Annotated in this window: 18 protein-coding genes and 1 pseudogene; 6 read left to right on the top strand and 13 right to left on the bottom strand. The window is 70.6% G+C overall.

Annotated elements, in window-relative coordinates; translation table 11 throughout:
• Nucleotides 1-17: 17 nt before the first annotated feature.
• A complete protein-coding gene (locus tag ACWGKT_RS02545; RefSeq protein ID WP_356155376.1) occupies nucleotides 18-275 on the bottom strand; it encodes a hypothetical protein in 258 nt (85 codons plus the stop codon).
• 186 nt (nucleotides 276-461) lie between these two features.
• Between ACWGKT_RS02545 and ACWGKT_RS02540 the strand changes: the two are divergent.
• Nucleotides 462-2,026, top strand: a pseudogene (locus tag ACWGKT_RS02540) (fibronectin type III domain-containing protein).
• A gap of 33 nt (nucleotides 2,027-2,059) precedes the next feature.
• On the opposite strand, the gene ACWGKT_RS02535 reads toward ACWGKT_RS02540, so the two are convergent.
• A complete protein-coding gene (locus tag ACWGKT_RS02535) occupies nucleotides 2,060-2,947 on the bottom strand; it encodes a DUF4429 domain-containing protein (protein ID WP_453272162.1) in 888 nt (295 codons plus the stop codon).
• A gap of 62 nt (nucleotides 2,948-3,009) precedes the next feature.
• Between ACWGKT_RS02535 and ACWGKT_RS02530 the strand changes: the two genes are divergently transcribed.
• On the top strand, nucleotides 3,010-4,611 hold the full coding sequence (locus tag ACWGKT_RS02530) for a beta-N-acetylhexosaminidase (protein WP_453272161.1): 1,602 nt from the start codon (nucleotides 3,010-3,012) through the stop codon (nucleotides 4,609-4,611).
• Between the two features lie 73 nt (nucleotides 4,612-4,684).
• On the opposite strand, the gene ACWGKT_RS02525 is transcribed toward ACWGKT_RS02530, so the two are convergent.
• The 10 genes from ACWGKT_RS02525 to ACWGKT_RS02480 all read right to left on the bottom strand — a co-directional run bounded on the left by ACWGKT_RS02525 (nucleotide 4,685) and on the right by ACWGKT_RS02480 (nucleotide 17,549).
• Complete coding sequence (locus ACWGKT_RS02525; protein ID WP_453272160.1) at nucleotides 4,685-6,454, bottom strand: IucA/IucC family protein; 1,770 nt, start codon at nucleotides 6,452-6,454, stop codon at nucleotides 4,685-4,687.
• Nucleotides 6,451-6,990, bottom strand: coding sequence for a GNAT family N-acetyltransferase (locus ACWGKT_RS02520; RefSeq protein WP_453272159.1), 540 nt, complete (start codon nucleotides 6,988-6,990; stop codon nucleotides 6,451-6,453). Before ACWGKT_RS02520 ends, ACWGKT_RS02525 begins: the two co-directional genes overlap by 4 nt.
• Complete coding sequence (locus ACWGKT_RS02515) at nucleotides 6,987-8,273, bottom strand: lysine N(6)-hydroxylase/L-ornithine N(5)-oxygenase family protein (RefSeq protein WP_453272158.1); 1,287 nt, start codon at nucleotides 8,271-8,273, stop codon at nucleotides 6,987-6,989. Before ACWGKT_RS02515 ends, ACWGKT_RS02520 begins: the two co-directional genes overlap by 4 nt.
• Nucleotides 8,257-9,723 (bottom strand): lysine decarboxylase DesA, encoded by a 1,467-nt coding sequence (gene desA / locus ACWGKT_RS02510; RefSeq protein ID WP_453272157.1) that lies wholly within the window; start codon nucleotides 9,721-9,723, stop codon nucleotides 8,257-8,259. Before desA ends, ACWGKT_RS02515 begins: the two co-directional genes overlap by 17 nt.
• A gap of 133 nt (nucleotides 9,724-9,856) precedes the next feature.
• Nucleotides 9,857-10,687, bottom strand: a complete 831-nt coding sequence (locus tag ACWGKT_RS02505) for a siderophore-interacting protein (protein ID WP_453272156.1) — start codon at nucleotides 10,685-10,687, stop codon at nucleotides 9,857-9,859.
• A gap of 9 nt (nucleotides 10,688-10,696) precedes the next feature.
• On the bottom strand, nucleotides 10,697-11,746 hold the full coding sequence (locus tag ACWGKT_RS02500) for an ABC transporter substrate-binding protein (protein WP_453272155.1): 1,050 nt from the start codon (nucleotides 11,744-11,746) through the stop codon (nucleotides 10,697-10,699).
• A 139-nt stretch (nucleotides 11,747-11,885) separates the two neighbouring features.
• Nucleotides 11,886-13,046 (bottom strand): acyl-CoA dehydrogenase family protein, encoded by a 1,161-nt coding sequence (locus tag ACWGKT_RS02495; RefSeq protein ID WP_453272154.1) that lies wholly within the window; start codon nucleotides 13,044-13,046, stop codon nucleotides 11,886-11,888.
• Between the two features lie 5 nt (nucleotides 13,047-13,051).
• Nucleotides 13,052-13,972 (bottom strand): hydroxymethylglutaryl-CoA lyase, encoded by a 921-nt coding sequence (locus tag ACWGKT_RS02490; RefSeq protein WP_356148656.1) that lies wholly within the window; start codon nucleotides 13,970-13,972, stop codon nucleotides 13,052-13,054.
• Between the two features lie 17 nt (nucleotides 13,973-13,989).
• The gene (locus ACWGKT_RS02485; protein ID WP_453272153.1) at nucleotides 13,990-15,921 is read right to left on the bottom strand and encodes an acetyl/propionyl/methylcrotonyl-CoA carboxylase subunit alpha; all 1,932 of its coding nucleotides are present in this window, start codon (nucleotides 15,919-15,921) and stop codon (nucleotides 13,990-13,992) included.
• Between the two features lie 11 nt (nucleotides 15,922-15,932).
• The gene (locus tag ACWGKT_RS02480; RefSeq protein WP_356148624.1) at nucleotides 15,933-17,549 is read right to left on the bottom strand and encodes a carboxyl transferase domain-containing protein; all 1,617 of its coding nucleotides are present in this window, start codon (nucleotides 17,547-17,549) and stop codon (nucleotides 15,933-15,935) included.
• A 95-nt stretch (nucleotides 17,550-17,644) separates the two neighbouring features.
• On the opposite strand from ACWGKT_RS02480, the gene ACWGKT_RS02475 reads away from it, so the two are divergent.
• The 4 genes from ACWGKT_RS02475 (at nucleotide 17,645) to ACWGKT_RS02460 (ending at nucleotide 21,190) form a co-directional block, all read left to right on the top strand.
• Nucleotides 17,645-18,241: an SACE_7040 family transcriptional regulator gene (locus ACWGKT_RS02475; RefSeq protein WP_453272152.1), complete on the top strand. Its 597-nt coding sequence runs from the start codon at nucleotides 17,645-17,647 to the stop codon at nucleotides 18,239-18,241.
• A gap of 90 nt (nucleotides 18,242-18,331) precedes the next feature.
• On the top strand, nucleotides 18,332-19,489 hold the full coding sequence (locus ACWGKT_RS02470) for an acyl-CoA dehydrogenase family protein (RefSeq protein WP_356148619.1): 1,158 nt from the start codon (nucleotides 18,332-18,334) through the stop codon (nucleotides 19,487-19,489).
• A gap of 47 nt (nucleotides 19,490-19,536) precedes the next feature.
• Entirely contained in the window at nucleotides 19,537-20,403 is an 867-nt protein-coding gene (gene tesB / locus ACWGKT_RS02465; RefSeq protein ID WP_453272151.1) for an acyl-CoA thioesterase II, read from the top strand.
• 349 nt (nucleotides 20,404-20,752) lie between these two features.
• The gene (locus ACWGKT_RS02460) at nucleotides 20,753-21,190 is read left to right on the top strand and encodes a hypothetical protein (RefSeq protein WP_453272150.1); all 438 of its coding nucleotides are present in this window, start codon (nucleotides 20,753-20,755) and stop codon (nucleotides 21,188-21,190) included.
• Nucleotides 21,191-21,274: 84 nt separating this feature from the next.
• Here the strand turns inward: ACWGKT_RS02460 and ACWGKT_RS02455 are convergent, their stop codons facing one another.
• Nucleotides 21,275-22,063, bottom strand: a complete 789-nt coding sequence (locus ACWGKT_RS02455; RefSeq protein ID WP_356148610.1) for a phosphatase — start codon at nucleotides 22,061-22,063, stop codon at nucleotides 21,275-21,277.
• Nucleotide 22,064: the final 1 nt, after the last annotated feature.

Raw genomic sequence — 22,064 nt, 5'->3', positions numbered from 1 at the left:
TCTCTCAGCCTGGCGTCTCAGCCGTAGACCATGCGGCGCAGCTGCCTGAGCGTCAGCTCCGGCGGCGCCACCGCCCGGTATTTCAGGTCCGCCTCGATCCTGTCGAAGATCGCCGCGTTCACCAGGCCCTGGGCCTGGAGCTCGCGGTGGCGGCGACGGACGTAGTCCTCGGTCGTCTCGTCGAAGAACGCGAGCACGTCCTGGATGACACGCAGCGCCTCGCCCCGGTTGAGGGGCGTGGATCGCGTGAGGTGATCAACCAGTTCATCGTGCACCCGGTAGATCCTGAGGTACCGGCGCGATATTCGCAAGAATCCTGCCCGATTCCGGGCAGGTGCTTCTGGAAAAGCTTTGGTCGAACATTGAATCCCTCATGGACCCCTGTTCGTGATCTGTCCATCCTGTGTCTTGCGTCTCGTCGCCCTGAGCCACGAGTTTCAGACGCCATGGACATTCCTCGCATGGGAGTACCCGAGAAGCTGGCCGCGCGCATGAGCATGGCCGAGCAGCATGAGTACCTGCGCGCCAGATTCTCGCGGCGCACGATGATCAGGGGCGGCGCCGTCACGCTGGGCGCCGTCACGGGTGGCGCGTTCGTGCAGGGCGGCACCGCCCAGGCCGCCGTCCCGACCCGGTCCACCGCCCCGGCCACCGAGAGCGTCGACGGCGCCCTGGTCGCCCCCTTCGGCCGCCACCTCGCCTACGGCAGCGACCCGCGCACCGAGATGACGGTCTCGTGGCAGGTCCCGGTCGCGGTCAAGAAGCCCTTCATCCGCATCGGCGCCCACCCCTGGGACCTGTCCCGCAAGATCGAGGCCGAGGTCCGCACCCTCTACACCCCGGCCGGCGTCGGCGCGAGCGGCGACCACACGCAGTACTACCTGCACGCCCAGCTCACCCACCTGCGCCCCGGCAGGACCTACTACTACGGCGTCGGCCACCAGGGCTTCGACCCGGCCCAGCCGCACCTCGCCGGCACGGTGGGCACCTTCACCACCGCCCCCGCCCACAAGGCGCCGTTCACCTTCACGGCCTTCGGCGACCAGGGTGTCAGCTACCACGCCCTGGCCAACGACAGCCTGATCCTCGGCCAGAACCCGGCCTTCCACCTGCACGCCGGTGACATCGCCTACGGCGACCCGGCCGGCCAGGGCAAGACCACCGACACCGGCTTCGACTCGCGCACCTGGGACCAGTTCCTGTACCAGACCGAGTCGGTCGCCAAGCAGATCCCGTGGATGGTCAGCTACGGCAACCACGACATGGAGGCCTGGTACTCGCCCAACGGCTACGGCGGCGAGGAGGCCCGCTGGACGCTCCCGGACAACGGTCCGGACCCGAAGAACCTGCCGGGCGTCTACTCCTTCGTCTACGGCAACACGGCGGTAATCTCGCTGGACCCCAACGACGTCTCCTTCGAGATCCCGGCAAACCTGGGCATCTCCGGCGGAACCCAGACGACATGGTTCGAGGGGCAGCTGAAGAAGTTCCGCGCCTCGAAGGACATCGACTTCGTCATCGTGTTCTTCCACCACTGCGCCTACTGCACCTCCACCGCACACGCCTCGGAGGGGGCGTGCGCCAGGAGTGGGTGCCGCTGTTCGACAAGTACCAGGTGGACCTGGTCATCAACGGGCACAACCACCAGTACGAGCGCACCGACGTCATCAAGGGCAACGAGGTCACCAAGAAGCTGCCGATCGGCGGCACGGCGTACTCGGAGACCGAGGGCGTGGTGTACGTCACGGCGGGCGCGGCCGGCCGCAGCCTGTACGCCTTCAGCGCCCCGGACTCCTACGAGGGCCACGAGCACGAGGTCGACTCCGTCGCCTCGTTCATCAACCTCAAGGACGGCAAGCAGAACGAGACCGTCACCTGGTCCCGCGTCCGCTACCTGAACTACTCCTTCCTGCGCGTGGACGTCACCCCCGCGCCGAAGGGCCACTACACCACCCTGAAGGTCCAGGGCATCGCCGAGAGCGGCGACCGCATCGACCACTTCACGGTGGCCCGCCGGGCGAAGTAGCCCCGGCGGCGTTCCACGCCGGGCCGGCGGTCCTCACATGCGCTTGAGGACCGCCTGCTTGGCCAGCGTGAACTCCTCGTCGGTCAGCACGCCCGTGCGGTGCAGCTCGCCCAGCTCCCGCAGCCGCCGCAGCAGCGCGTCGTGGTCGTCCTCGGCCGGGGGCGCGGACCGTTGCGCCGGGAGCTCGGGCAGCTCGGGTCGTACGTCGGCCACGGCGGCGCCCGACGGATGCGGCAGCCGCGCCTGCACGGCCGCCGCCACCAGCGCCATCAGCGGGTCCTTCTTGAAGCCCCACAGCTCGACCGCGTTGGGGTCGTACTTCGGCGGCGCCTTGGTGGGCGCGCCGCGCACCGTGAAGCGCAGGTGGCCGTTCTCCAGCCCGGCGGCCGGCTGCCACTCCACGCCCGTGATCTCCGTGACGTCCAGCGAGCGGGCCCCGGCGGCGGCCTTGGCGTCCTCCGTCTTCCAGTTCCACTCCAGGCGCACGTGCTCGCCGTCGAAGCCCGCCGTGCCGTCCCCGGCGGAGACGGACAGCGGCACGGACGGGCCGGGCAGCAGATACCCGGACACCGGGTCGGCCGGAACCTCGTCCAGCAGCAGGGCGTTGCGGACCTCGTCCACGAAGTACTCGGCGACGCCGTAGCGGTCGGACTCGACGGTCAGCTGGTAGGGGGCGTGCGGCTCGGTGAGCCGGCCCCCGGTCGCCTGCAGCAGCGGGTCGGCGCCGTCGCGCAGCCGCAGTCGCAGCCGCCCCGACCTCTTGCCCTGCTCGAACGAGATCCCGGCCAACGCGCCCAGCGGGACGACCAGTTCACCCAGCGTCTTGCGGAGGAGGCTGACGTTCTTGTCCCGTCCGGGGGTCAGTCGCAGGGCGTCGGCGTCGAACGCCCACGTGCCGTCCTTCTGGATGATTTCCGCCATGGGGGGATTGTTTCACCGGATCTGCGGGAGAGTGGTCTCTACCAATCCTGAAGGGAGCGCATGTGAGACGGCACCACAGCACGACTCCCCGTACGGCACGCATCCTCGGGTCCCTGCTCCTCCTGGCGGCCGCGGGCGTCTTCACCGTCGGCGCCACGGCGGCACCCGCCAAGGCGACCACGAGCCCGCTCGACCGGGTGGTACCGGCACCCGCGTCGGTCACCCCGGGCGGATCCCCCTACCGCATCACCCGCGACACCTCCATCCGCGTCAGCGGCACCGGCGAGGCCCGCCGCGTCGGCGAGTACCTGGCCGGCCTCCTGCGGCCGTCCACCGGCTACCCGCTGCCGGTCACCGACAAGGGCAGCGGCGGCATCCAACTCCGGCTCGCCGCCAACACGTTCGGCGCCGAGGGCTACCGGCTCGACAGCGGCCGCGGCGGCGTCACCATCACCGCGAGCGCACCCGCCGGCCTCTTCCACGGCGTGCAGACCCTGCGCCAGCTGCTGCCCGCCGCCGTGGAGAAGAAGTCCGTACAGCCCGGCCCCTGGCCGGTCGCGGGCGGCACCGTCCAGGACGCCCCCCGCTTCCCCTACCGGGGCGCGATGCTCGACGTCTCCCGGCACTTCTTCACCGTGGACCAGGTCAAGCGGTACATCGACCAGCTGGCCCTCTACAAGATCAACGAGCTGCACCTGCACCTCGGCGACGACCAGGGCTGGCGCATCGCGATCGACTCCTGGCCGCGCCTGGCCACCTACGGCGGCTCCACCCAGGTCGGCGGCGGCCGGGGCGGCTTCTACACCAAGGCCGACTACCAGGAGATCGTCCGCTACGCCGCCTCCCGCTACCTGGAGGTCGTCCCCGAGATCGACATGCCCGGCCACACCAACGCGGCCCTCGCCTCGTACGCCGAACTGAACTGCGACGGCGTCGCACCCCCGCTCTACACCGGCACCGACGTCGGCTTCAGCTCGCTGTGCGTGCCGAAGCAGGTCACGTACGACTTCGTGGACGACGTCGTGCGCGAGCTGGCCGCGCTCACCCCCGGCCGCTACCTCCACATCGGCGGCGACGAGGCGCACTCCACCAGCCACGCCGACTACGTGACGTTCATGAACCGGGTGCAGCCGATCGTCGCCAAGTACGGCAAGACGGTGATCGGCTGGCACCAGTTGACCGGCGCCACCCCCGCCAAGGGGGCACTCGCCCAGTACTGGGGCCTGGACGACACCAGCGCCGAGGAGAAGGCCCAGGTCGTCCAGGCCGCGCGCAACGGCACCGGGCTGGTCCTGTCCCCGGCCGACCGCGTCTACCTCGACATGAAGTACACGGCGGACACGCCCCTGGGCCAGGACTGGGCCGGACTGGTCGAGGTGAAGCGGTCCTACGACTGGGACCCCGGCGCCTATCTGCCGGGCGCCCCGGCCTCGGCCGTCCGGGGCGTGGAGGCCCCGCTGTGGACCGAGACCATCACCCGGTCCGCCGACATCGAGTACATGGCCTTCCCCCGGCTCCCGGGCGTGGCCGAACTGGGCTGGTCGCCGGCGGCCACGCACGACTGGAACGCCTACCGGGTGCGGCTGGCCGCGCAGGGTCCCCGGTGGGACGCGCTCGGCATGACCTACTACAAGTCACCCCAGGTGCCCTGGCCGACGCGCTGACCCAAGGCTGACGGGCACCCCGGAGGACCGTACTCCGGGGCGCCCGTCCGTCCGTGGACGACCGTCGACCGGGTCAGAGCCCCGCGAGGGGGTTCCTCAGGTTCCCGACGAGCTGGAGCGCGCCGGAGGGATCCGCCAGGTCCACCATCTGCCGGTTGTCGCGCAGCTGGAGCCGGTTGAGGCAGGACAGCGCGAACTCGGGCGCGAACATGTCGTACTGCCGGAACCGGTCGGCGAGTTCGGGCGCCGACTCCTGGTACTCCCGGGTGACCTCCGCGACCGTGCCCCAGAACGCGTCCTCGGCCAGGATCCCCTCCTCGGCGAGGATCGAGGCGAGGAAGCGGAAGAAGCAGTCGAAGACGTCCGTGAAGATCGACAGCAGCTTCATGTCCTCCGGGACCTCGGCCCGCACGCGCCGCACCTCGGGCGGGAGCGCCGCGTCCGCGTCCATGACCACGATCTCCTCGGCGATGTCCTTGTAGATCGCGCGTCGCACCACGCCGTCCTCCAGGACCAGGATCACGTTCTCGCCGTGCGGCATGTAGGCCAGGTCGTAGGCGTAGAAGCTGTGCAGGAGGGGCGTGTAGTACGCCCGCAGGTACTGCCGCAGCCACTCCTTCGGCGTCAGCCCGGACCGCTCGATCAGCGCGCCGGCCAAGGACGCGCCGTCGTCGTCCACGTGGAGCAGGGAGGCCATCGTGGCGAGCGACTCGCCCTCCCGGAGGGAGGGGACCGGGCTCTCGCGCCACAGCGCGGCCAGCATCTTGCGGTACGGCGAGTGGCGGTCCGTCGCCGCCTCGTACTCCAGGTGCCGGTAGCCGACCGCCGCCCGCTCGCGGATGATCGACAGACCCGTCGACTTCAGCACCGGGTCACTGTCGATCAGCTGGGCCAGCCAGTCGTTGATCGCCGGGGTCGCCTCCATGTAGGCGGCCGACAGCCCGCGCATGAAGCCCATGTTGAGCACGGACAGGGCCGTCTTCACATAGTGCTTCTCGGGGTGCGACCGGTTGAAGAACGTCCGGATGGACTGCTGGGCCAGGTACTCGTCGTCGCCCTCGCCCAGGCAGACCAGGTGCCCGCGGGCCACCTCGGCGGCGAAGGTGACGGTGAGCTTGTTCCACCACTGCCAGGGGTGGACCGGGATGAGGAGATAGCCGGCCGGGTCCAGCCCCTTGTCCCGCAGGACGCCGTCGAAGCGCTCGACTGTCTCCTCGCCCAGCTCCTGCCGGACGAAGGACTCGTACTCGATCCCCGCGCCGGCCGTGAACGCCGCCCGGGAGCGGTGCGCGGCCAGCCACACCAGCCGGACCGGGCTCGCGGCCTCCGGGGCGTACGACCGGTACTCGTGGATGCCGAAGCCGAGCCGCCCGTTGTTGGCGACGAAGCAGGGGTGGCCCTCGGTCATCCCGGTCTCGATCGCCTGGAAGCCGCCGCGCGCCAGCTCGGCCACCGGCATCCGCGGCTTGGCGAGCTTGTAGCAGGTGCCGGAGAGGGTGGAGGAGATCTCCTCCAGGTAGACCGGGAGAATCTCGTCGCTCAGGCCCAGCGACTGACGCAGCTCGATGAGGAAGTCGAGGGCGGACAGCGGGAGTTCGGTGTCGTCGCGGTGCCGGGAGACGGACCCGGCGTCGATCTGCCAGTGGTCGAGGGCGCGGCGGACGGCGGTGAAGCGGTAGCGGGTGCGGCCGTCGTCGCTGCGGACGACGTACGCGTCCCCGTCCGCCTGCGGGGTCAGGAGGCGCTCGTGGGCGAACTCGGCGAGCGCCTTGCGTATCAGGAGGCGATTGGCCGTCTCCCAGCGCTCGGGGGACAGATGGGCCACGGCGTCGGCGAGGCTCATGCGGCCACCGCCCGCTCGAACCCCTCGCGCGTGCAGAAGCTCAGCAGCCCGTCCTTCTCCGGCTTCCGGATCTCCCGCTCGGGCACGAATCCGACGGCCGCGTTGAGGGCGTGCACCGCCTTGTTGCGCACGTCCGGCTCCACGACCACCCGGCGCGTCGCCGGGTCCTCGAAGAGCCGAGCCATCACGGCGGTGATGACGGCCCTGGTGAACCCGTGCACGGGCGCCTGGGTCGCCGGCACCAGGAAGTGCATCCCGACGTCCCCCGGCTCGGGCTCGTACAGCCCCACCAGCTCCCGGTGCGCCGGGTCGTACCGCTCCATCAGAAAGGCGGGCTCCCCGTCGAGCAGCCCGAGCAGCGCGTGATGATGCTCGTCGGCCGCGATCTCCATGTAGGCGCGCTCGACATCCTCCAGCCTGGCGTCCTGCATCATCCAGAACGCCGCCTTGGGATGCGTGACCCACCCGTGCAGCAACTCGGCGTCCTTCAGGGGGTCGAGGGGGCGGAAGGTGAACATGGTGCTCAAGACGGTCATACGGCGAACTCCTGGAACGCGATCGTCTTCTCGACCGGGTAGTACTCGGTGCCGAGCAGTTCGCGGATGATGTACGCGTTGCGGTAGGGGCCCATGCCCAGGTCGGGGGACGTGATGCTGTGGGTGTGGACGCCGGCGTTCTGGAGGAAGACGCCGCGGCCCGTGGTGTCGATGGAGTAGTTGCGGGCGACGTCGAAGCGGCCGTGGCCGTCGAAGCGGAGGCGGTCGGTCAGCGGTTCGAGGAAGGCCGGCGGGCGGTAGTGGTAGCCGGTGGCCAGGATCAGGCCCTCGGTGCGGATCTCGAAGTCCTTGTCCTGCTCGTCCTGGTGGAAGTCGAGCGTGTACGAGCCGTCCTCGTGCCGGGCGCCGGTCAGCGTGGAGTTGGTGAGCAGCCGGGTGGGGACCGGGCGGTCGCCGCTCTCGACGTTCTTCTGGTAGAGCAGGTCGAAGATGGCGTCGATCAGGTCCGAGTTGATGCCCTTGAACAGGCCCTTCTGCTGCTTCTCCAGCCGGTAGCGGGTCTCCTCGGGCAGCGCGCGGAAGTAGTCGATGTAGTCCGGGGAGGTCAACTCCAGGGTCAGCTTCGTGTACTCCAGCGGGAAGAACCGCGGGGAGCGGGTGACCCAGTTGAGCTCGTAGCCGTGGACGTCGATCTCGGAGAGCAGCTCGTAGTAGATCTCGGCGGCGCTCTGGCCGCTGCCGACGATCGTGAGGGACTTCTTGGCCCGCAGTTCCGCCTTGCGGTGCATGTACTGCGCGGCGTGGATGACGTCGCCGCCCAGGTCCTGGCAGGCCTCGGGGACGAAGGGGACCGTGCCGGTGCCGAGCACCAGATGACGGGCCCGGAACGTCTCGCCGGCCTCGGTACGGACGACGTACACCTCGTCCTCGTACGTCACCTCGGTGACCGTCGTGCCGAAGCGGATGCTGGAGAGCTTCGAGGCGGCCCAGCGGCAGTAGTCGTCGTACTCCACCCGCAGCGGATAGAAGTTCTCGCGGATGTAGAACGAGTACAGCCTGCCCTTCTCCTTGAGGTAGTTGAGGAAGGAGTACGGGGAGGTCGGGTTTGCCAGGGTGACCAGGTCCGACATGAACGGGGTCTGCAGGTGGGCGCCGTCCAGGAACATGCCGGCGTGCCACTCGAAGTCGGGCTTGGACTCCAGGAAGACACCGTCGAGTTCGGCGACGGGCTCGGTGAGGCAGGCGAGGCCGAGGTTGAAGGGGCCGAGTCCGATTCCCACGAAGTCGTGGGTGCGGAGCGGGGCTTCAGGACGCGCGGTCAAGGGACTCTCCCAGGTACTGCTCGGCGTGGCCGGCGATCAGGTCGAGGACGGCCGCGATGTCGGCCGTCGTCGTCTCGGGGTTGAGCAGGGTGAACTTCAGGTAGTGGCGGCCGTCGACCTTGGTGCCCGCGACCACGGCGTCGCCGGAGGCGAACAGGGCCTTGCGGGCGTACAGGTTGGCGCGGTCGATCTCGCCCGGGTCGGTGACGGCCGCCGGGATGCAGCGAAAGACGAGGGTGGAGAGGGTGGGCTCGACGACGACATCGAAGCGGGGGTCGGCGGCCAGCAGCTGCCAGCCCTCGGCGGCCAGGTCGCAGACCTCGTCGAAGAGTTCGCCGATGCCGTCGGCGCCCATGACGCGCAGGGTCATCCACAGCTTGAGCGCGTCGAAGCGGCGGGTGGTCTGCAGGGACTTGTCGACCTGGTTGGGGATGCGCTCGTGCACCATGCGCCGCGGGTTGAGGTACTCGGCGTGGTAGGTCGCGTGCCGCAGGGTGGCGGCGTCGCGGACCAGGACGGCGGACGAACTCACCGGCTGGAAGAAGGACTTGTGGTAGTCGACGGTGACGGAGTCGGCGCGCTCGATGCCGTCGATGCGGTCCCGGTACTTGCGGGAGGCGAGCAGTCCGCAGCCGTAGGCGGCGTCCACGTGCATCCACACGTCGTGCCGGGCGCACAGCTCGGCGATCTCGGGCAGCGGGTCGATGGAGCCGAAGTCGGTGGTGCCGGCGGTGGCGACGACGGCCATCGGGACCAGGCCGTCCCGCTCGCAGCGCTCCAGTTCATGGGCGAGGGCGACCGTCTGCATCCGCTTGTCGTGGTCGACGGGGATCGACACGACGCAGTCGGTGCCCAGGCCGAGGAGTTTGGCGGACTTCTTGACGCTGAAGTGGCTGACCGCGGAGGCGAAGACGCGCAGTTTCCCGGGGTTGACCCCGCTTTCCCACCCTGCCCGCCCCGGCTTGGACTCCTCCCGGGCCAGCAGCAGGGCCTGGAGGTTGGACTGGGTGCCGCCGGAGGTGAACACGCCGTCGGCGGCCGGGCCGAGGCCGATGCGGGCGGCCGTCCAGTCGACGAGCCTGCGCTCGATGAGGGTGCCGCCGGCCGACTGGTCCCAGGTGTCCAGGGAGGAGTTGACCGCGGAGAGCACGGCCTCGCCGAGCACCGCCGGGATGACGACGGGGCAGTTGAGGTGGGCGAGGTAGCGGGGGTGGTGGAAGTAGACCGCGTCGCGGAGGTAGACCTCTTCCAGCTCGTCCAGCGCCGCGGTGGTGTCGTGCAGGGGGCGGTCGAGGTCGATCTGCTCGATGCGGGGGGCGAGGGCGTCGACGGTGACGCCGGTGAACGGACGGCCGGTGGTGGCGAGTTTGGCCGCCACCCGCTCGACTCCTTCGGTCACGGAGCGGCGATAGTGCTCCGCGGTGAGGTCATTGAGCAGGTGCGAGCGCATGTGGGGGTCCTCCGGGGGGACGGTCCGTGCGGGATGGGGAGAGGGACGCGGATCGATCAACTTAGGTTAGCCTAACCTAAGTTGATCGAGCGGAGACGCGCCCCTCCGGTGACCGCCGTCACTCCGACGGCGGTCATGCGGACTCGCGCAGTTGCTCCTCGCTCATTCCCAGCCGCCAGTAGCCGACGAAGGTGACGCGCCGCCGGTCGATGCCGCGCTCGCCGACGAAGTGCCGGCGCAGCTCCTTCACCCGGCCGGACTCGCCCGCGATCCAGACGTACGGGCTTTCCGCGGGCGGGAGTTGTGCGGAACGCACGGCGTCGACGGCCCTGGGGGAGTCCTGGTCGCCCACGAGCCAGGTGAGGTCCACGTCGGCCGCGGTGTCGAGGTGCTGGACGTCCCCGGCGTGCGGCACCTTCAGCCAGGCGCGGGCACGGGTGCCGGCCGGCAGGGACTCCAGGATCGCCGAGGCGGCGGGTACGGCGGTCTCGTCGCCCCAGATGACGACGAGGTCGGTGTCCTCGGGCGGCCGGAAGCGGATCGCGCGGTTGTCGGCGATCGCCGGGCCGAGCAGCAGCACGCGGTCACCGGCGGCGGCCCGGGAGGCCCAGTGCGAGGCGGGTCCGGCCGGGGTGTGCAGGACGAAGTCGATGTCGATCTCATCGCGCTCGCCGGGCTCGCGGCGCAGGGCCCGCAGGGTGTACGAGCGCATCACCGCCCGTACGTCGTCCGGGAGTTCGCGCCAGGCGGCCCACCAGCCGTCGCCCAGCTTGATGGGTACGAGGGGTTCGGCCTGGCCGGGGTGCGGCAGGAACAGCGACAGCGACTGGTCGCGGCCCCGGGAGTGGAAGGCGTGCAGATCGGGACCGGCGAAGGTGACCCGGACCAGAGACGGGCCGAGCCGCCTCGTCCGTACGACCTGCAGGGAGAAGAAACGGAACGGGGCGGCTACGGCGGTGGTCACGGTGCCTCCTCAGCTGACCTTCTTCGCGTTCTCGATGGCCGTCGCGAGCTCCTCCAGGAGCGGGGCGCACTTGTCGTAGGACAGGATCGGCTCGGGATTGCGGGCGATGACCTGCTTCGCCTTCACCGCGGGCAGCTTCTGCCAGGTGCCCTCGGTGATGTCGGCGGGCTGGATGGCCGAGGTGCGGTTGTCCATCATGATGATGTCCGCGTCGTACTTGTCGACGTTCTCCCAGCTCAGCGACTCGTACCAGCCGCCGCCCTGCTTCTTGGCGCTCTCCGGGGGCTCGACGAAGTGCACGCCGAGGGCCTTGAAGTACTCCAGGTCGACGGAGAGGTTGGTGCCGGAGACGTAGAACAGGTCCTGGCTGGCGGAACCGGCCATCACCTTGATGTCGGGCTTGGCCTTGGCGGCGGCGCGCAGCCGGGCCGCGGCATCCTCGAAGCGCTTCTTGGCCTGCGTGACCTTCGCCGAACCGACGTCGCCGCCGAGCGACTCGGCGAGCGCCAGCATGCGCTGGAGCGGCTCGGTCAGCTGGCGGTCGTAGACGGAGATGCCGACGCTCGGGGCGCCGACCGCCTCGATCTTCTTCTTGGACTCCTCCGGCACGTACCAGAGGGTGCCGGCGTCGTCGAACATCGTGGAGAGGAGCGCGTCGGGCGCGAGGGAGGCGTACTTCTCGATGTTGAACTGGCCCCACTCGTTGCCGAGGGCGGTCACCTTGCTGATGTCCATGTCGCCGGCCTGGACGTCCGCCTTGCCGTCCTTGGTCCTCGTGGGGCCAAAGACGCCCTTGGCCTGGACGCCGTAGTCGTACAGCGCGGCGGCCACACCGACGAACGCGACGATGTTCGAGGGCACCTTGTCGGCCTTGGCGGTCTGTCCGCGGTCGTCCTTGAACGTCCAGGGACCGGACTTGGCCGCCTTGGTCCCGTCGTCCGAGCCCTTGTTCTTCCCGTCGTCGTCACCGCAGGCCGCGAGCGCGGCACCGAGGCCGAGGGCGCCGCCCGCGGCGAGGATGCCGCGGCGAGTGAGGTGGGTGGCACGGGCATGGGGCATGGGTATGACTGCTTTCGAACGGGGCGAGGCGCCCGCCGGACATATCGAAGGTAGGTTAGCCTAACCTCACTTGATGTCCAGAGGGCGGGGCGCCTCGTGTCACGACCCGTCAGCAGTCGGGGCCCCGGGGCCCGGGAACTCAGCCCACGAGCCCCAACTCCCGCGCGATGAGCATCCGCTGCACCTCGCTCGTGCCCTCGCCGATCTCCAGGATCTTGGAGTCGCGCCACATGCGGGCCACCGGGTACTCGTTCATGAAGCCGTAGCCGCCGTGCACCTGCGTGGCGTCACGGGCGTTGTCGACCGCGATCGTGGAGGAGTACAGCTTGGCCAGGGCCGCCTCCTTCTTGAACGGCTCGCCCGCCACCAGCCGGGAGGCCGCGTCGCGCCAGGCGAGGCGGGCCGTGTGGGCCTTCATCTCCATGTCGGCGATCTTGAACTGGATGGCCTGGTTGGCACCGATCGGCCGGCCGAAGGCCTGGCGCTCCTTGGCGTACTTGACCGACTCGTCCACACAGCCCTGCGCGAGGCCCGTCGCGAGCGCCGCGATGGCGATGCGGCCCTCGTCGAGGATCCGCAGGAACTGCGCGTAACCCCGGCCCGGCTCGCCGAGCAGGTTGGCGGCGGGCACGCGGACGTCCTGGAAGGACAGTTCACGGGTGTCCGAGGCGTTCCAGCCGACCTTCGAGTACGGGGCCGCCACCGTGAAGCCGGGCGTGCCCGACGGGACGATGATCGCCGAGATCAGCGGCTTGCCGTCCGGCTTGCGGCCGGTGACCGCGGTGACCGTCACCAGACCCGTGATGTCCGTACCCGAGTTGGTGATGAAGCACTTGCTGCCGTTGATCACCCACTCGTCGGTCTCCGGGTCGAGACGGGCCGTCGTACGGGTCGCGCCCGCGTCCGAGCCGCCGTCCGGCTCCGTGAGGCCGAAGGCGCCCAGCATCTCGCCCGAGCACAGACGCGGGAGCCACTCGCGCTTCTGCTCCTCGGTGCCGAACAGATGGATCGGCATCGCGCCCAGCGAGACGCCCGCCTCCAGCGTGATGGCGACCGAGGAGTCCACCCGGGCCAGCTCCTCCAGCGCCAGGGCCAGCGCCAGGTAGTCGCCGCCCATGCCGCCGTACTCCTCCGGGAACGGCAGCCCGAACAGACCCATGCGGCCCATCTCGCGGACGATCTCGTACGGGAACTCGTGCCGCTCGTAGAAGTCGCCGATCTTCGGCGCCACCACGTCGTGCGCGAACTCCTCCACCGTGCGGCGGAGTTCCTCCAGCTCGGGGGAGAGACGGTGGTCCATGCTGATCACTGGTCCTTGTGGGAAAGAGCGCGGACGGTGCGGGAGGGGCTGGGCCGGCCCAGCCGCTCGGCCATCCACACGCTGGTTTCGGTGAGGCGGCCGAGGTCGACCCCGGTCTCGATGCCGAGGCCCTGGAGCATCCACACGAGGTCTTCGGTGGCGAGGTTGCCGGTGGCGGACTTGGCGTAGGGGCAGCCGCCGAGGCCCCCGGCGGAGGCGTCGATGGTGGTGACACCGTGTTCGAGCGCCGCGTAGGTGTTGGCGAGCGCCTGGCCGTACGTGTCGTGGAAGTGCACGCCGACGACGTTCGTCGGCACGCCCTCCTCGTTCAGCACGGAGAGCAGTTCGAGGACGTGGCCCGGCGTGGCGACGCCGATGGTGTCGCCCAGGCTCAGCTCGTCACAGCCCATGTCCACCAGCGCCTTGCAGACGCGTACCACCTGGTGGATGGGGACCGCGCCCTCCCAGGGGTCGCCGAAGCACATGGAGACATAGCCACGCACGTGCACGCCCTTGTCCTTCGCGCCCCGCACCACCGGGTCGAACACCGCGAGGGACTCGTCCAGCGAGCGGTTGAGGTTGGCCTTCGCGAAGGACTCCGTGGCGCTGGCGAAGACGGCGATCCGGCGGGCGCCGAGCGCCAGGGCTCGGTCCAGGCCGCGCTGGTTGGGCACCAGTACCGGCAGGGCCACCTGGAGGTCGCTCACCCGCGGGAAGAGTTCTTCGGCGTCGGCCAGTTGGGGCACCCACTTGGGGTGGACGAAGCTCGTCGCCTCGATCGTCGTCAGGCCCGCGTCGGCCAGCCGGCGGATGAACTCCGCCTTGACCTCGGTCGGCACGGTCGACTTCTCGTTCTGCAGCCCGTCGCGCGCGCCGACCTCGTGGATCCGGACCCGCGCGGGCAGGTCCTGGGCAGGTACGACCATGGGCAGTTGGTCGACGGTCACTGGGCCGCCTCCTCGTGGGGTGCGATCACCGCGAGCACCTGGTCCATGGCGACCGTGGTGCCGGGGGAGACATCCAGTTCGGCGACGGTGCCGGCGTGCGGGGCGGAGACGACGTGCTCCATCTTCATCGCCTCCACCACCAACAAGCTCTGGCCCGCGGTCACTTCGTCGCCGACGGCGACCTTCACCACGGTGACCGTGCCGGGCATGGGCGCGGTGAGCGAGTCGGCGCCGGCGTGCCCGGCCCGGGTGAGGGACGCGGCCACCGGGTCGTGGTCGCGCACGTGCCAGGCGTCGCCGTCGCGGCCCAGCCAGTCGGCGGCGCGGTGGAAGGTGTGGCGGACGCCGTCGAGGGTGACGGAGACCGCGTCCTCGGTGACCGTGTGGGTGCCGCGCGGGGCGTACTCCACGGGGTCGCTCACCCGCAGGGGGAAGCCCACCGGCTTCGGCGTGCCGCCGAGGCGCCAGCCGCTCGGCACGGAGAAGGGATCGGTCCAGCCGCCCCCGCTCGGACGCAGCGCGTCCAGTCGCACGGCCGCGGCCGCCTCGTACACCTCCTCCGGTACGTCCGTGGAGACGAGGTCGTCGACCACCCGCTCGACCAGACCCGTGTCCAACTCGCCCGCCACGACCGCCGGATGGGCGAGCAGCCGGCGCAGGAACCCGGCGTTGGTCTGCACGCCCAGCGTGACCGTTTCGGCGAGCGCCGCCCGCAGCCGGCGCAGCGCGGTGTCGCGGTCGGGGCCGTAGGCGATCACCTTGGACAGCATCGGGTCGTACAGGCTGCCCACCTCGGTGCCCTCGGCGAGCCCGGAGTCGGTGCGCACCCCGTCGCCCTGCGGCTCGCGCAGCCTGAGGACCGTGCCGCCCGAGGGCAGGAACCCGCGCGCGGGGTCCTCGGCGCAGATACGGGCCTCGACCGCGTGCCCGGTCAGCCGGATGTCCGGCTGCGCGAACGGCAGCGGCTCGCCCGCCGCCACCCGCAGCTGCCACTCCACCAGGTCGAGCCCCGTGACCAGCTCGGTGACCGGGTGCTCCACCTGGAGGCGGGTGTTCATCTCCATGAAGTAGTACGAGGACGGGTCGCCGCCCGGCACGATGAACTCCACCGTGCCCGCGCCCCGGTACCCGCAGGACCGGGCCGCCTGCACCGCGGCCTCGCCCATCGCGGCCCGGGTCTCCTCGTCGAGGAGCACGCTGGGCGCCTCCTCGACGATCTTCTGGTGCCGGCGCTGCAGCGAGCACTCGCGCTCACCGAGGTGCACGACGTTGCCGTGACCGTCGGCCAGCACCTGGATCTCGATGTGCCGGGGCCGGTCGACCCACCGCTCCACGAGCAGCGTGTCGTCGCCGAAGGAGGCGCGGGCCTCGCGGCGGGCGGCGGCGATCTCCTCGGCCAGCAGGTCGGCGTCCCGCACCAGCCGCATGCCCTTGCCGCCGCCGCCGGCGGACGGCTTGAGCAGCACCGGCATGCCGATCTCCCGGGCCGCGTCGGCGAGCTGGGCGTCGGTGAGCCCGCTGCCGCTGGAGCCGGGGACGACCGGCACCCCGGCCACCCGCACCGTCTCCTTGGCGCGGATCTTGTCGCCCATCAGGGAGATGGCCTCGGCGGGCGGGCCGATGAAGACCAGCCCCGCCCGCGCGCACGCCTCGGCGAAGCCGGCGTTCTCGGCGAGGAAGCCGTATCCAGGGTGGACGGCCTGGGCGCCGGTGCGGGCGGCGGCCTCCAGCAGCCGCTCGACGTTCAGATAGCTCTCGGCGGCCGGCGCCGGACCGATCCGTACCGCCGTGTCGGCCTCCCGCACATGCCGCGCGTCCGCGTCGGCGTCGGAGAAGACGGCGACGGAGCGCACGCCCATCGAGCGCAGCGTACGGATGACACGGACGGCGATCTCGCCGCGGTTGGCCACGAGCACGGTGTCGAACACGGGTCCCCTCCTCACATCCGGAAGACGCCGAACTGGGGGTCACCCAGGGGCGCGTTGGCACAGGCGGTCAGCGCGAGGCCCAGCACCTGCCGGGTCTCCAGGGGGTCGATGACCCCGTCGTCCCAGAGCCGGGCGGTCGCGTAGTAGGCGTTGCCCTGGCGCTCGTACTGGGCGCGGATGGGCGCCTTGAAGGACTCCTCGTCCTCGGCCGGCCAGGACTCGCCGCGCGTCTCCAGCTGGTCGCGCTTGACGGTCGCGAGGACCGAGGCGGCCTGCTCGCCGCCCATGACGGAGATCTTGGCGTTGGGCCACATCCACAGGAAGCGGGGGGAGTAGGCCCGGCCGCACATCGAGTAGTTCCCCGCGCCGTACGAGCCGCCGACCACGACCGTCAGCTTCGGCACCCGGGTGCAGGCGACCGCCGTCACCATCTTGGCGCCGTGCTTGGCGATGCCGCCCGCCTCGTAGTCCTTGCCGACCATGAAGCCGGAGATGTTCTGCAGGAAGACGAGCGGGATCCCGCGCTGGTCGCACAGCTCGATGAAGTGGGCGCCCTTCTGGGCGGACTCGGAGAACAGGATGCCGTTGTTGGCGACGATCCCGACCGGGTGCCCGTGGATCCGGGCGAAGCCGGTGATCAGGGTCTGCCCGAACTCCGACTTGAACTCGGCGAAGCGGGAGCCGTCGACGACGCGCGCGATGATCTCGCGGACGTCGTAGGGGGTGCGGGAGTCGACGGGAACCGCGCCGTACAGCCCGTACGGATCGACCTTCGGCTCGACGGTCGGCTCGACCCCCCAGGGCAGCGCCCGGCGCCCGGGCAGGGTGGCGACGATGTTCCGCACGATCCGCAGCGCGTGGGCGTCGTCCTCGGCGAGGTGGTCGGTGACACCGGAGACGCGCGAGTGGACCTCGCCGCCGCCGAGCTCCTCGGCGGTGACGACCTCACCGGTGGCCGCCTTCACCAGCGGGGGACCGCCCAGGAAGATCGTGCCCTGGTTGCGGACGATCACGGCCTCGTCGCTCATGGCCGGGACGTAGGCGCCACCGGCGGTGCAGGAGCCGAGCACGGCGGCGATCTGCGGGATGCCGGCGCCGGACATCCGGGCCTGGTTGTAGAAGATCCGCCCGAAGTGCTCGCGGTCCGGGAAGACCTCGTCCTGCATGGGCAGGAAGGCACCTCCGGAGTCGACGAGGTACACACAGGGGAGCCGGTTCTCCAGGGCGACTTCCTGGGCCCGCAGGTGCTTCTTCACGGTCATCGGGTAGTACGTGCCGCCCTTGACGGTGGCGTCATTGGCGACGATCACGCAGTCCCGTCCGCTGACCCGGCCGATCCCCGCGATGACGCCGGCGGCCGGTGCCTGCCCGTCGTACATCCCGTCCGCGGCGAGGGGGGCCAGCTCCAGGAACGGCGAGCCCGGGTCGAGAAGGGTGTCCACCCGGTCCCTGGGCAGCAGTTTCCCGCGCGCGGTGTGGCGGGCGCGCGCCTTCTCCCCGCCGCCGAGCGCCGCGGCGGCCAGCTTGCCGCGCAGCTCGTCGACGAGCGCGAGGTGGGCCTGTTCATTGGCCCGCCAGGCCTCCGACGCGGGATCTGCCGCGCTCGTCAGCTCCGGTGCCTCTTGCATCCTCCGGTCCCCTCACCCAGTGATCGACTGTTAATGAGCGTTAACCATTTCCCACAGGTTAACGAGCGCTAACCTCCCTGTCTAGAATTGCCGACATGGCCACCAGAACCGACGCCCCCACCCGCCGTGAGCAGATCCTCAAGGAGGCCGCTCGCCTCTTCGCCGAGCGCGGTTTCCACGGGGTCGGGGTCGACGAGATAGGCGCCGCGGTCGGTATCAGCGGTCCCGGTCTCTACCGTCACTTCGCCGGCAAGGACGCGATGCTCGCCGAGCTGCTGGTGGGCATCAGCGGTCAGCTGCTCAAGGGGGCGAAGCACCGCCTGGCGGAGGCCGACGGCTCGGCCGGGCCCGCCGAGGTGCTCGACTCCCTCATCGAGGGCCACATCGACTTCGCCCTCGACGACCGTCCCCTGATCACCCTGCACGACCGCGAGCTGGACCGCCTGCGGGACAGTGACCGCAAGCTGGTGCGCCAGCTCCAGCGGCAGTACGTCGAGCTGTGGGTGGAGGTCGTCCGCCAGGTCTACCCCGCGCTGTCGGAGCCGACCGCCCGCTCCGCGGTGCACTCCGTCTTCGGGCTGCTGAACTCCACCCCTCACCTGGGGCGGTCGGGCTCGCTGCCGGGGCGCGAGGCCACGGCGGCGCTGCTGCACCGGATGGCGCGGGGGGCGTTCGAGGCCGTGGGGGCGTGACGAGCGTTACCCCTGGCGCACCCTGGACGCTCGCCCTACCGGCCGGTACGGTTGCCTGAGCAAGCGCTTAGACAGATGGAGGTGGGCGGCGTGCGCCGTACGGTGTTCAACGAGGATCACGAGGCGTTCCGGGAGACCCTGCGCGCCTTCATCGAGGCCGAGGTCGTTCCGGTGTACGACGAGTGGTTCGCCGCCGGCCAGGCGCCTCGCGACTTCTACTACAAGCTGGGCGAGCTGGGCATCTTCGGCATCAACGTGCCCGAGGAGTTCGGCGGCGCGGGCATGGACAGCCACAAGTTCGAGGCCGTCCTCTACGAGGAGACCGCCCGCGCGGGCGTCCAGTTCGGCGGCTCCGGCGTGCACGTCCTGCTCGCCCTGCCGTACATCAAGATGCTGGCCGACGACGAGCAGAAGAAGCGCTACCTGCCGAAGTTCGTCACCGGCGAGGAGATGTGGGCCATCGCGATGACCGAGCCGGGCACCGGCTCCGACCTCGCGGGCATGAAGACCACCGCCAAGCTCAGCGAGGACGGCACGCACTACGTCCTCAACGGCGCCAAGACGTTCATCACCGGCGGTGTCCACGCCGACAAGGTCATCGTCTGCGCCCGGACCTCCGCCCCGACCGCCGAGGACCGCCGCTTCGGCATATCCCTCTTCGCCGTCGACACCAAGTCCGAGGGCTACTCCGTCGGCCGCAAGCTGGACAAGCTGGGGCTGCGCACCTCCGACACCGCCGAGTTGGCCTTCGTCGACGTCAAGGTGCCCGTCGAGGACCTGCTCGGCGAGGAGAACAAGGGCTTCTACTACCTCGGCCACAACCTGGCCTCCGAGCGCTGGGGCATCGCCTTCGGCGCCTACGCGCAGGCCAAGGCCGCGGTCCGGTTCGCCAAGCAGTACGTCCAGGAGCGCACGGTCTTCGGCAAGCCCGTCGCCCACTTCCAGAACACCAAGTTCGAGCTGGCCGCCTGCCAGGCCGAGGTGGACGCGGCCGAGGCCGTCGCCGACCGCGCGACGGAGGCCCTGGACGCCGGTGAGCTGACCCCGGCCGAGGCCGCCTCCGCCAAGCTGTTCTGCACCGAGGTCGCCCACCGCGTCATCGACCGCTGCCTCCAGCTGCACGGTGGCTACGGCTACATGAACGAGTACCCGATCGCTCGTCTGTACGCCGACAACCGCGTCAACCGCATCTACGGCGGCACCAGCGAGATCATGAAGTCGATCATCGCGAAGGACATGGGCCTGTGACACGGCTCCGTAAGGCCTGCGACATCCGTGCACGGTACAAGTGACGTATGAGCCAGGCACTTCAGTCCCTGCTTGAGCTGCTCGATCTGGAGCAGCTCGAACAGGACATCTTCCGCGGCCGGTCCCGGGCCGCCGTCGTCCCGCGCGTCTTCGGCGGGCAGGTGGCGGCCCAGGCGGTGGTCGCCGCCGGGCGTACGGTGCCCGCGGACCGGCACGCGCACTCCCTGCACGCGTACTTCCTGCGCCCCGGTGACCCGGGAGCCCCGATCGTCTACACGGTCGACCGCATCCGCGACGGGCGTTCGTTCACCACCCGCCGGGTGGTCGCGGTCCAGCACGGGCAGCCGATCTTCCATCTCTCGGCGTCCTTCCAGACGGACGAGGAGGGTCTGGACCACCAGGCCCCCATGCCGCCCGCGCCGGATCCCGAGACGCTGCCCACCTCCCGGGAGCGGATGACCGGGTACGCCCACCTGCCGCCCCAGGTCGTGGAGAGGTTCCTGGAGGCGCGCGAGGCCGTCGACCTGCGCTATGTCGAGGAGCCGCCGTTCGGGAAGTTCGGCGAGCCGCGCGAGCCGCACTCGCAGGTGTGGTTCCGCACCAACGGCAAGCTCGACGACGACCCGCTCCTGCACGTCGTCCTCGCCACCTATGTCTCCGACATGACCCTGCTCGACTCCGTGCTGCTCGCGCACGGCCGCGGCGGCTGGGCCGTCGGCGACGTCGTCGGGGCCTCGCTGGACCACGCGATGTGGTTCCACCGGCCGTTCCGCGCCGACGAGTGGCTGCTCTACGACCAGGACTCCCCGTCCGCGCACGGCGGTCGTGGTCTCGGGCAGGCCCGGATATACACCCAGGACGGTCGGCTCGCCATCTCTGTCATCCAGGAAGGCGTCGTCCGCGTCCCTCGATGAGAACTCGGCCGGACCGCGATGCGGCGTGACGACCGAGGTGGGCCCCTGTGACGCGAGAGGCTGCCCGAGGTGACGAGTTGCGGGTGGGGTACTAGGCTCTATGAGTGAAAGCCGCATTGCACGGCACGCCCGGCCGACCCGGTTCCGGTGGTGTGGGACCCGGCCGCAGTGAGCGCCCGCGAAACGTTGCGCGGGCGGACTGAAGGCGTCGGCGGTGAGCCCGTGCGCTTCAGTTGAATACGCGGCGACACCTGAGACCGTGCCGCAGCTCTCTGCTTGCGGTGACGGCCATCCACCTCGCGCATCCCGTCTGGTATCGCGAGAGACGATGGAACGGAAGGTTTATCCCATGCGAGCACAACGCGTGAGGCGTCTCCTCGCGGCGTCCGCCGCCGGCATTCTGATGGCCGGCGGGGCCGCGATCGGCGCGGCCGGCACCGCTTCGGCCAGCAGCGACTACGGCGGCGGCTGCGGCCACCACGGCGGATACAGCTGGTGGAACGATGACGGCTGCGGCGGCGGCTATGGCGGAGACCACGGCGGCTATGGCGGAGACCACGGCGGCTACGGCGGAGACCACGGCGGCTACGGCGGTGACCACGGCGGCTACGGCGGTGACCACGGCGGCTACGGCGGCGGTGGCCACGGTGGCGGCGGCTACGGTGGCGGAGGCCACGGCGGCGGTGGCGGCGGTTACGGTGGCGGTGGCCACGGTGGCGGCGGCAACGGCGGCGGCGGTGGCGGAGGCCACGGCGGCGGCGGCGGTGGTGGCGGTGGCGGCCACTGAGGCCGGTGCCCAACGACAGTGAGAGCGTGATGTGCGGCCCCGTCAGAGGGGCCGCACATCACGTTCTTTGTCTCGCGCCCCGGCTCAGGCCAGGTCCGCCTCGGCGAGCAGATACGCCGTCATGGGGTCGTAGTGCCGCGGGCTGAGCACATGGTCGTCGAGCGGCACCGCCACCTGGACGGTGCCCTCCGACTCGGCGAGGAACAGCGCCGGGTCGTTGCAGTCGGCGTAGCCGACGGAGTCGACGCCCGCCTGACCCGCGTATCCGGCCCAGCCGTGGTCGGCGACGACCAGGTCGGGCAGCGGGCGGCCCGCGCGCTCAAGGCCCGTCAGAATCGCCCGCATCGGCTCACCGGAGTGGGTGTGCCACAGCGTGGCCCCGTGTTCGAGGACGGCCACGTCCGCGAACTGCATGACGTACCCCTCCTCCGTCTGCAGCCCCTCCGGGATGACCACGATCTCGCAGCCGGCGGCGCGCAGCGCGGCGGCCGTGGCCCGGTGCACGTCCAGCAGGCCGCCGGGGTGACCGGTGGCGAACAGCACCCGCTGCTGCCCGTCGGCCGCCTTCCGCAGCCGGCCCGCCAGCCGGCCCAGGGCGTCCACGGTCAACTCGGGATCGATGGTGTCCTGTCCGTACCGGTACTCGGGATCGTCGTTGACGCCGACCCGCTCCGCCATCACCGCGAGGACGTCCTGCTCGTCCCGCCACCGGTCCCCGAGCTCCAGTCCGAACCAGAAGTTGCGGTCGCCGTTGGCCAGCCTGCGGTAGTGGTTCAGGTTGTTCTCGCGCGGGGTGGCCACGTCGCCCGCGATGCGGGTCTTCACGAGGTGGTCGACGAGCTCGGCGCGGCTGGGTGTCCCGGGTATCGGCATG

It is taken from the genome of Streptomyces sp. NPDC054794, from assembly GCF_053611585.1.
This window is presented reverse-complemented; position numbering and strand designations above follow the sequence as displayed.

Bases quoted from the DNA above. Each gene is read 5' to 3' on its own strand.
- ACWGKT_RS02535 (WP_453272162.1), bottom strand. From the start codon at position 2,947: ATGGCGGAAATCATCCAGAAGGACGGCACGTGGGCGTTCGACGCCGAC.
- ACWGKT_RS02525 (WP_453272160.1), bottom strand. From the start codon at position 6,454: ATGAGCCTCGCCGACGCCGTGGCCCATCTGTCCCCCGAGCGCTGGGAG.
- ACWGKT_RS02520 (WP_453272159.1), bottom strand. From the start codon at position 6,990: ATGACCGTCTTGAGCACCATGTTCACCTTCCGCCCCCTCGACCCCCTG.
- desA (WP_453272157.1), bottom strand. From the start codon at position 9,723: ATGCGCTCGCACCTGCTCAATGACCTCACCGCGGAGCACTATCGCCGC.
- ACWGKT_RS02500 (WP_453272155.1), bottom strand. From the start codon at position 11,746: ATGCCCCATGCCCGTGCCACCCACCTCACTCGCCGCGGCATCCTCGCC.
- ACWGKT_RS02495 (WP_453272154.1), bottom strand. From the start codon at position 13,046: ATGGACCACCGTCTCTCCCCCGAGCTGGAGGAACTCCGCCGCACGGTG.
- ACWGKT_RS02490 (WP_356148656.1), bottom strand. From the start codon at position 13,972: ATGGTCGTACCTGCCCAGGACCTGCCCGCGCGGGTCCGGATCCACGAG.
- ACWGKT_RS02480 (WP_356148624.1), bottom strand. From the start codon at position 17,549: ATGCAAGAGGCACCGGAGCTGACGAGCGCGGCAGATCCCGCGTCGGAG.
- ACWGKT_RS02475 (WP_453272152.1), top strand. From the start codon at position 17,645: ATGGCCACCAGAACCGACGCCCCCACCCGCCGTGAGCAGATCCTCAAG.
- tesB (WP_453272151.1), top strand. From the start codon at position 19,537: ATGAGCCAGGCACTTCAGTCCCTGCTTGAGCTGCTCGATCTGGAGCAG.
- ACWGKT_RS02460 (WP_453272150.1), top strand. From the start codon at position 20,753: ATGCGAGCACAACGCGTGAGGCGTCTCCTCGCGGCGTCCGCCGCCGGC.
- ACWGKT_RS02455 (WP_356148610.1), bottom strand. From the start codon at position 22,063: ATGCCGATACCCGGGACACCCAGCCGCGCCGAGCTCGTCGACCACCTC.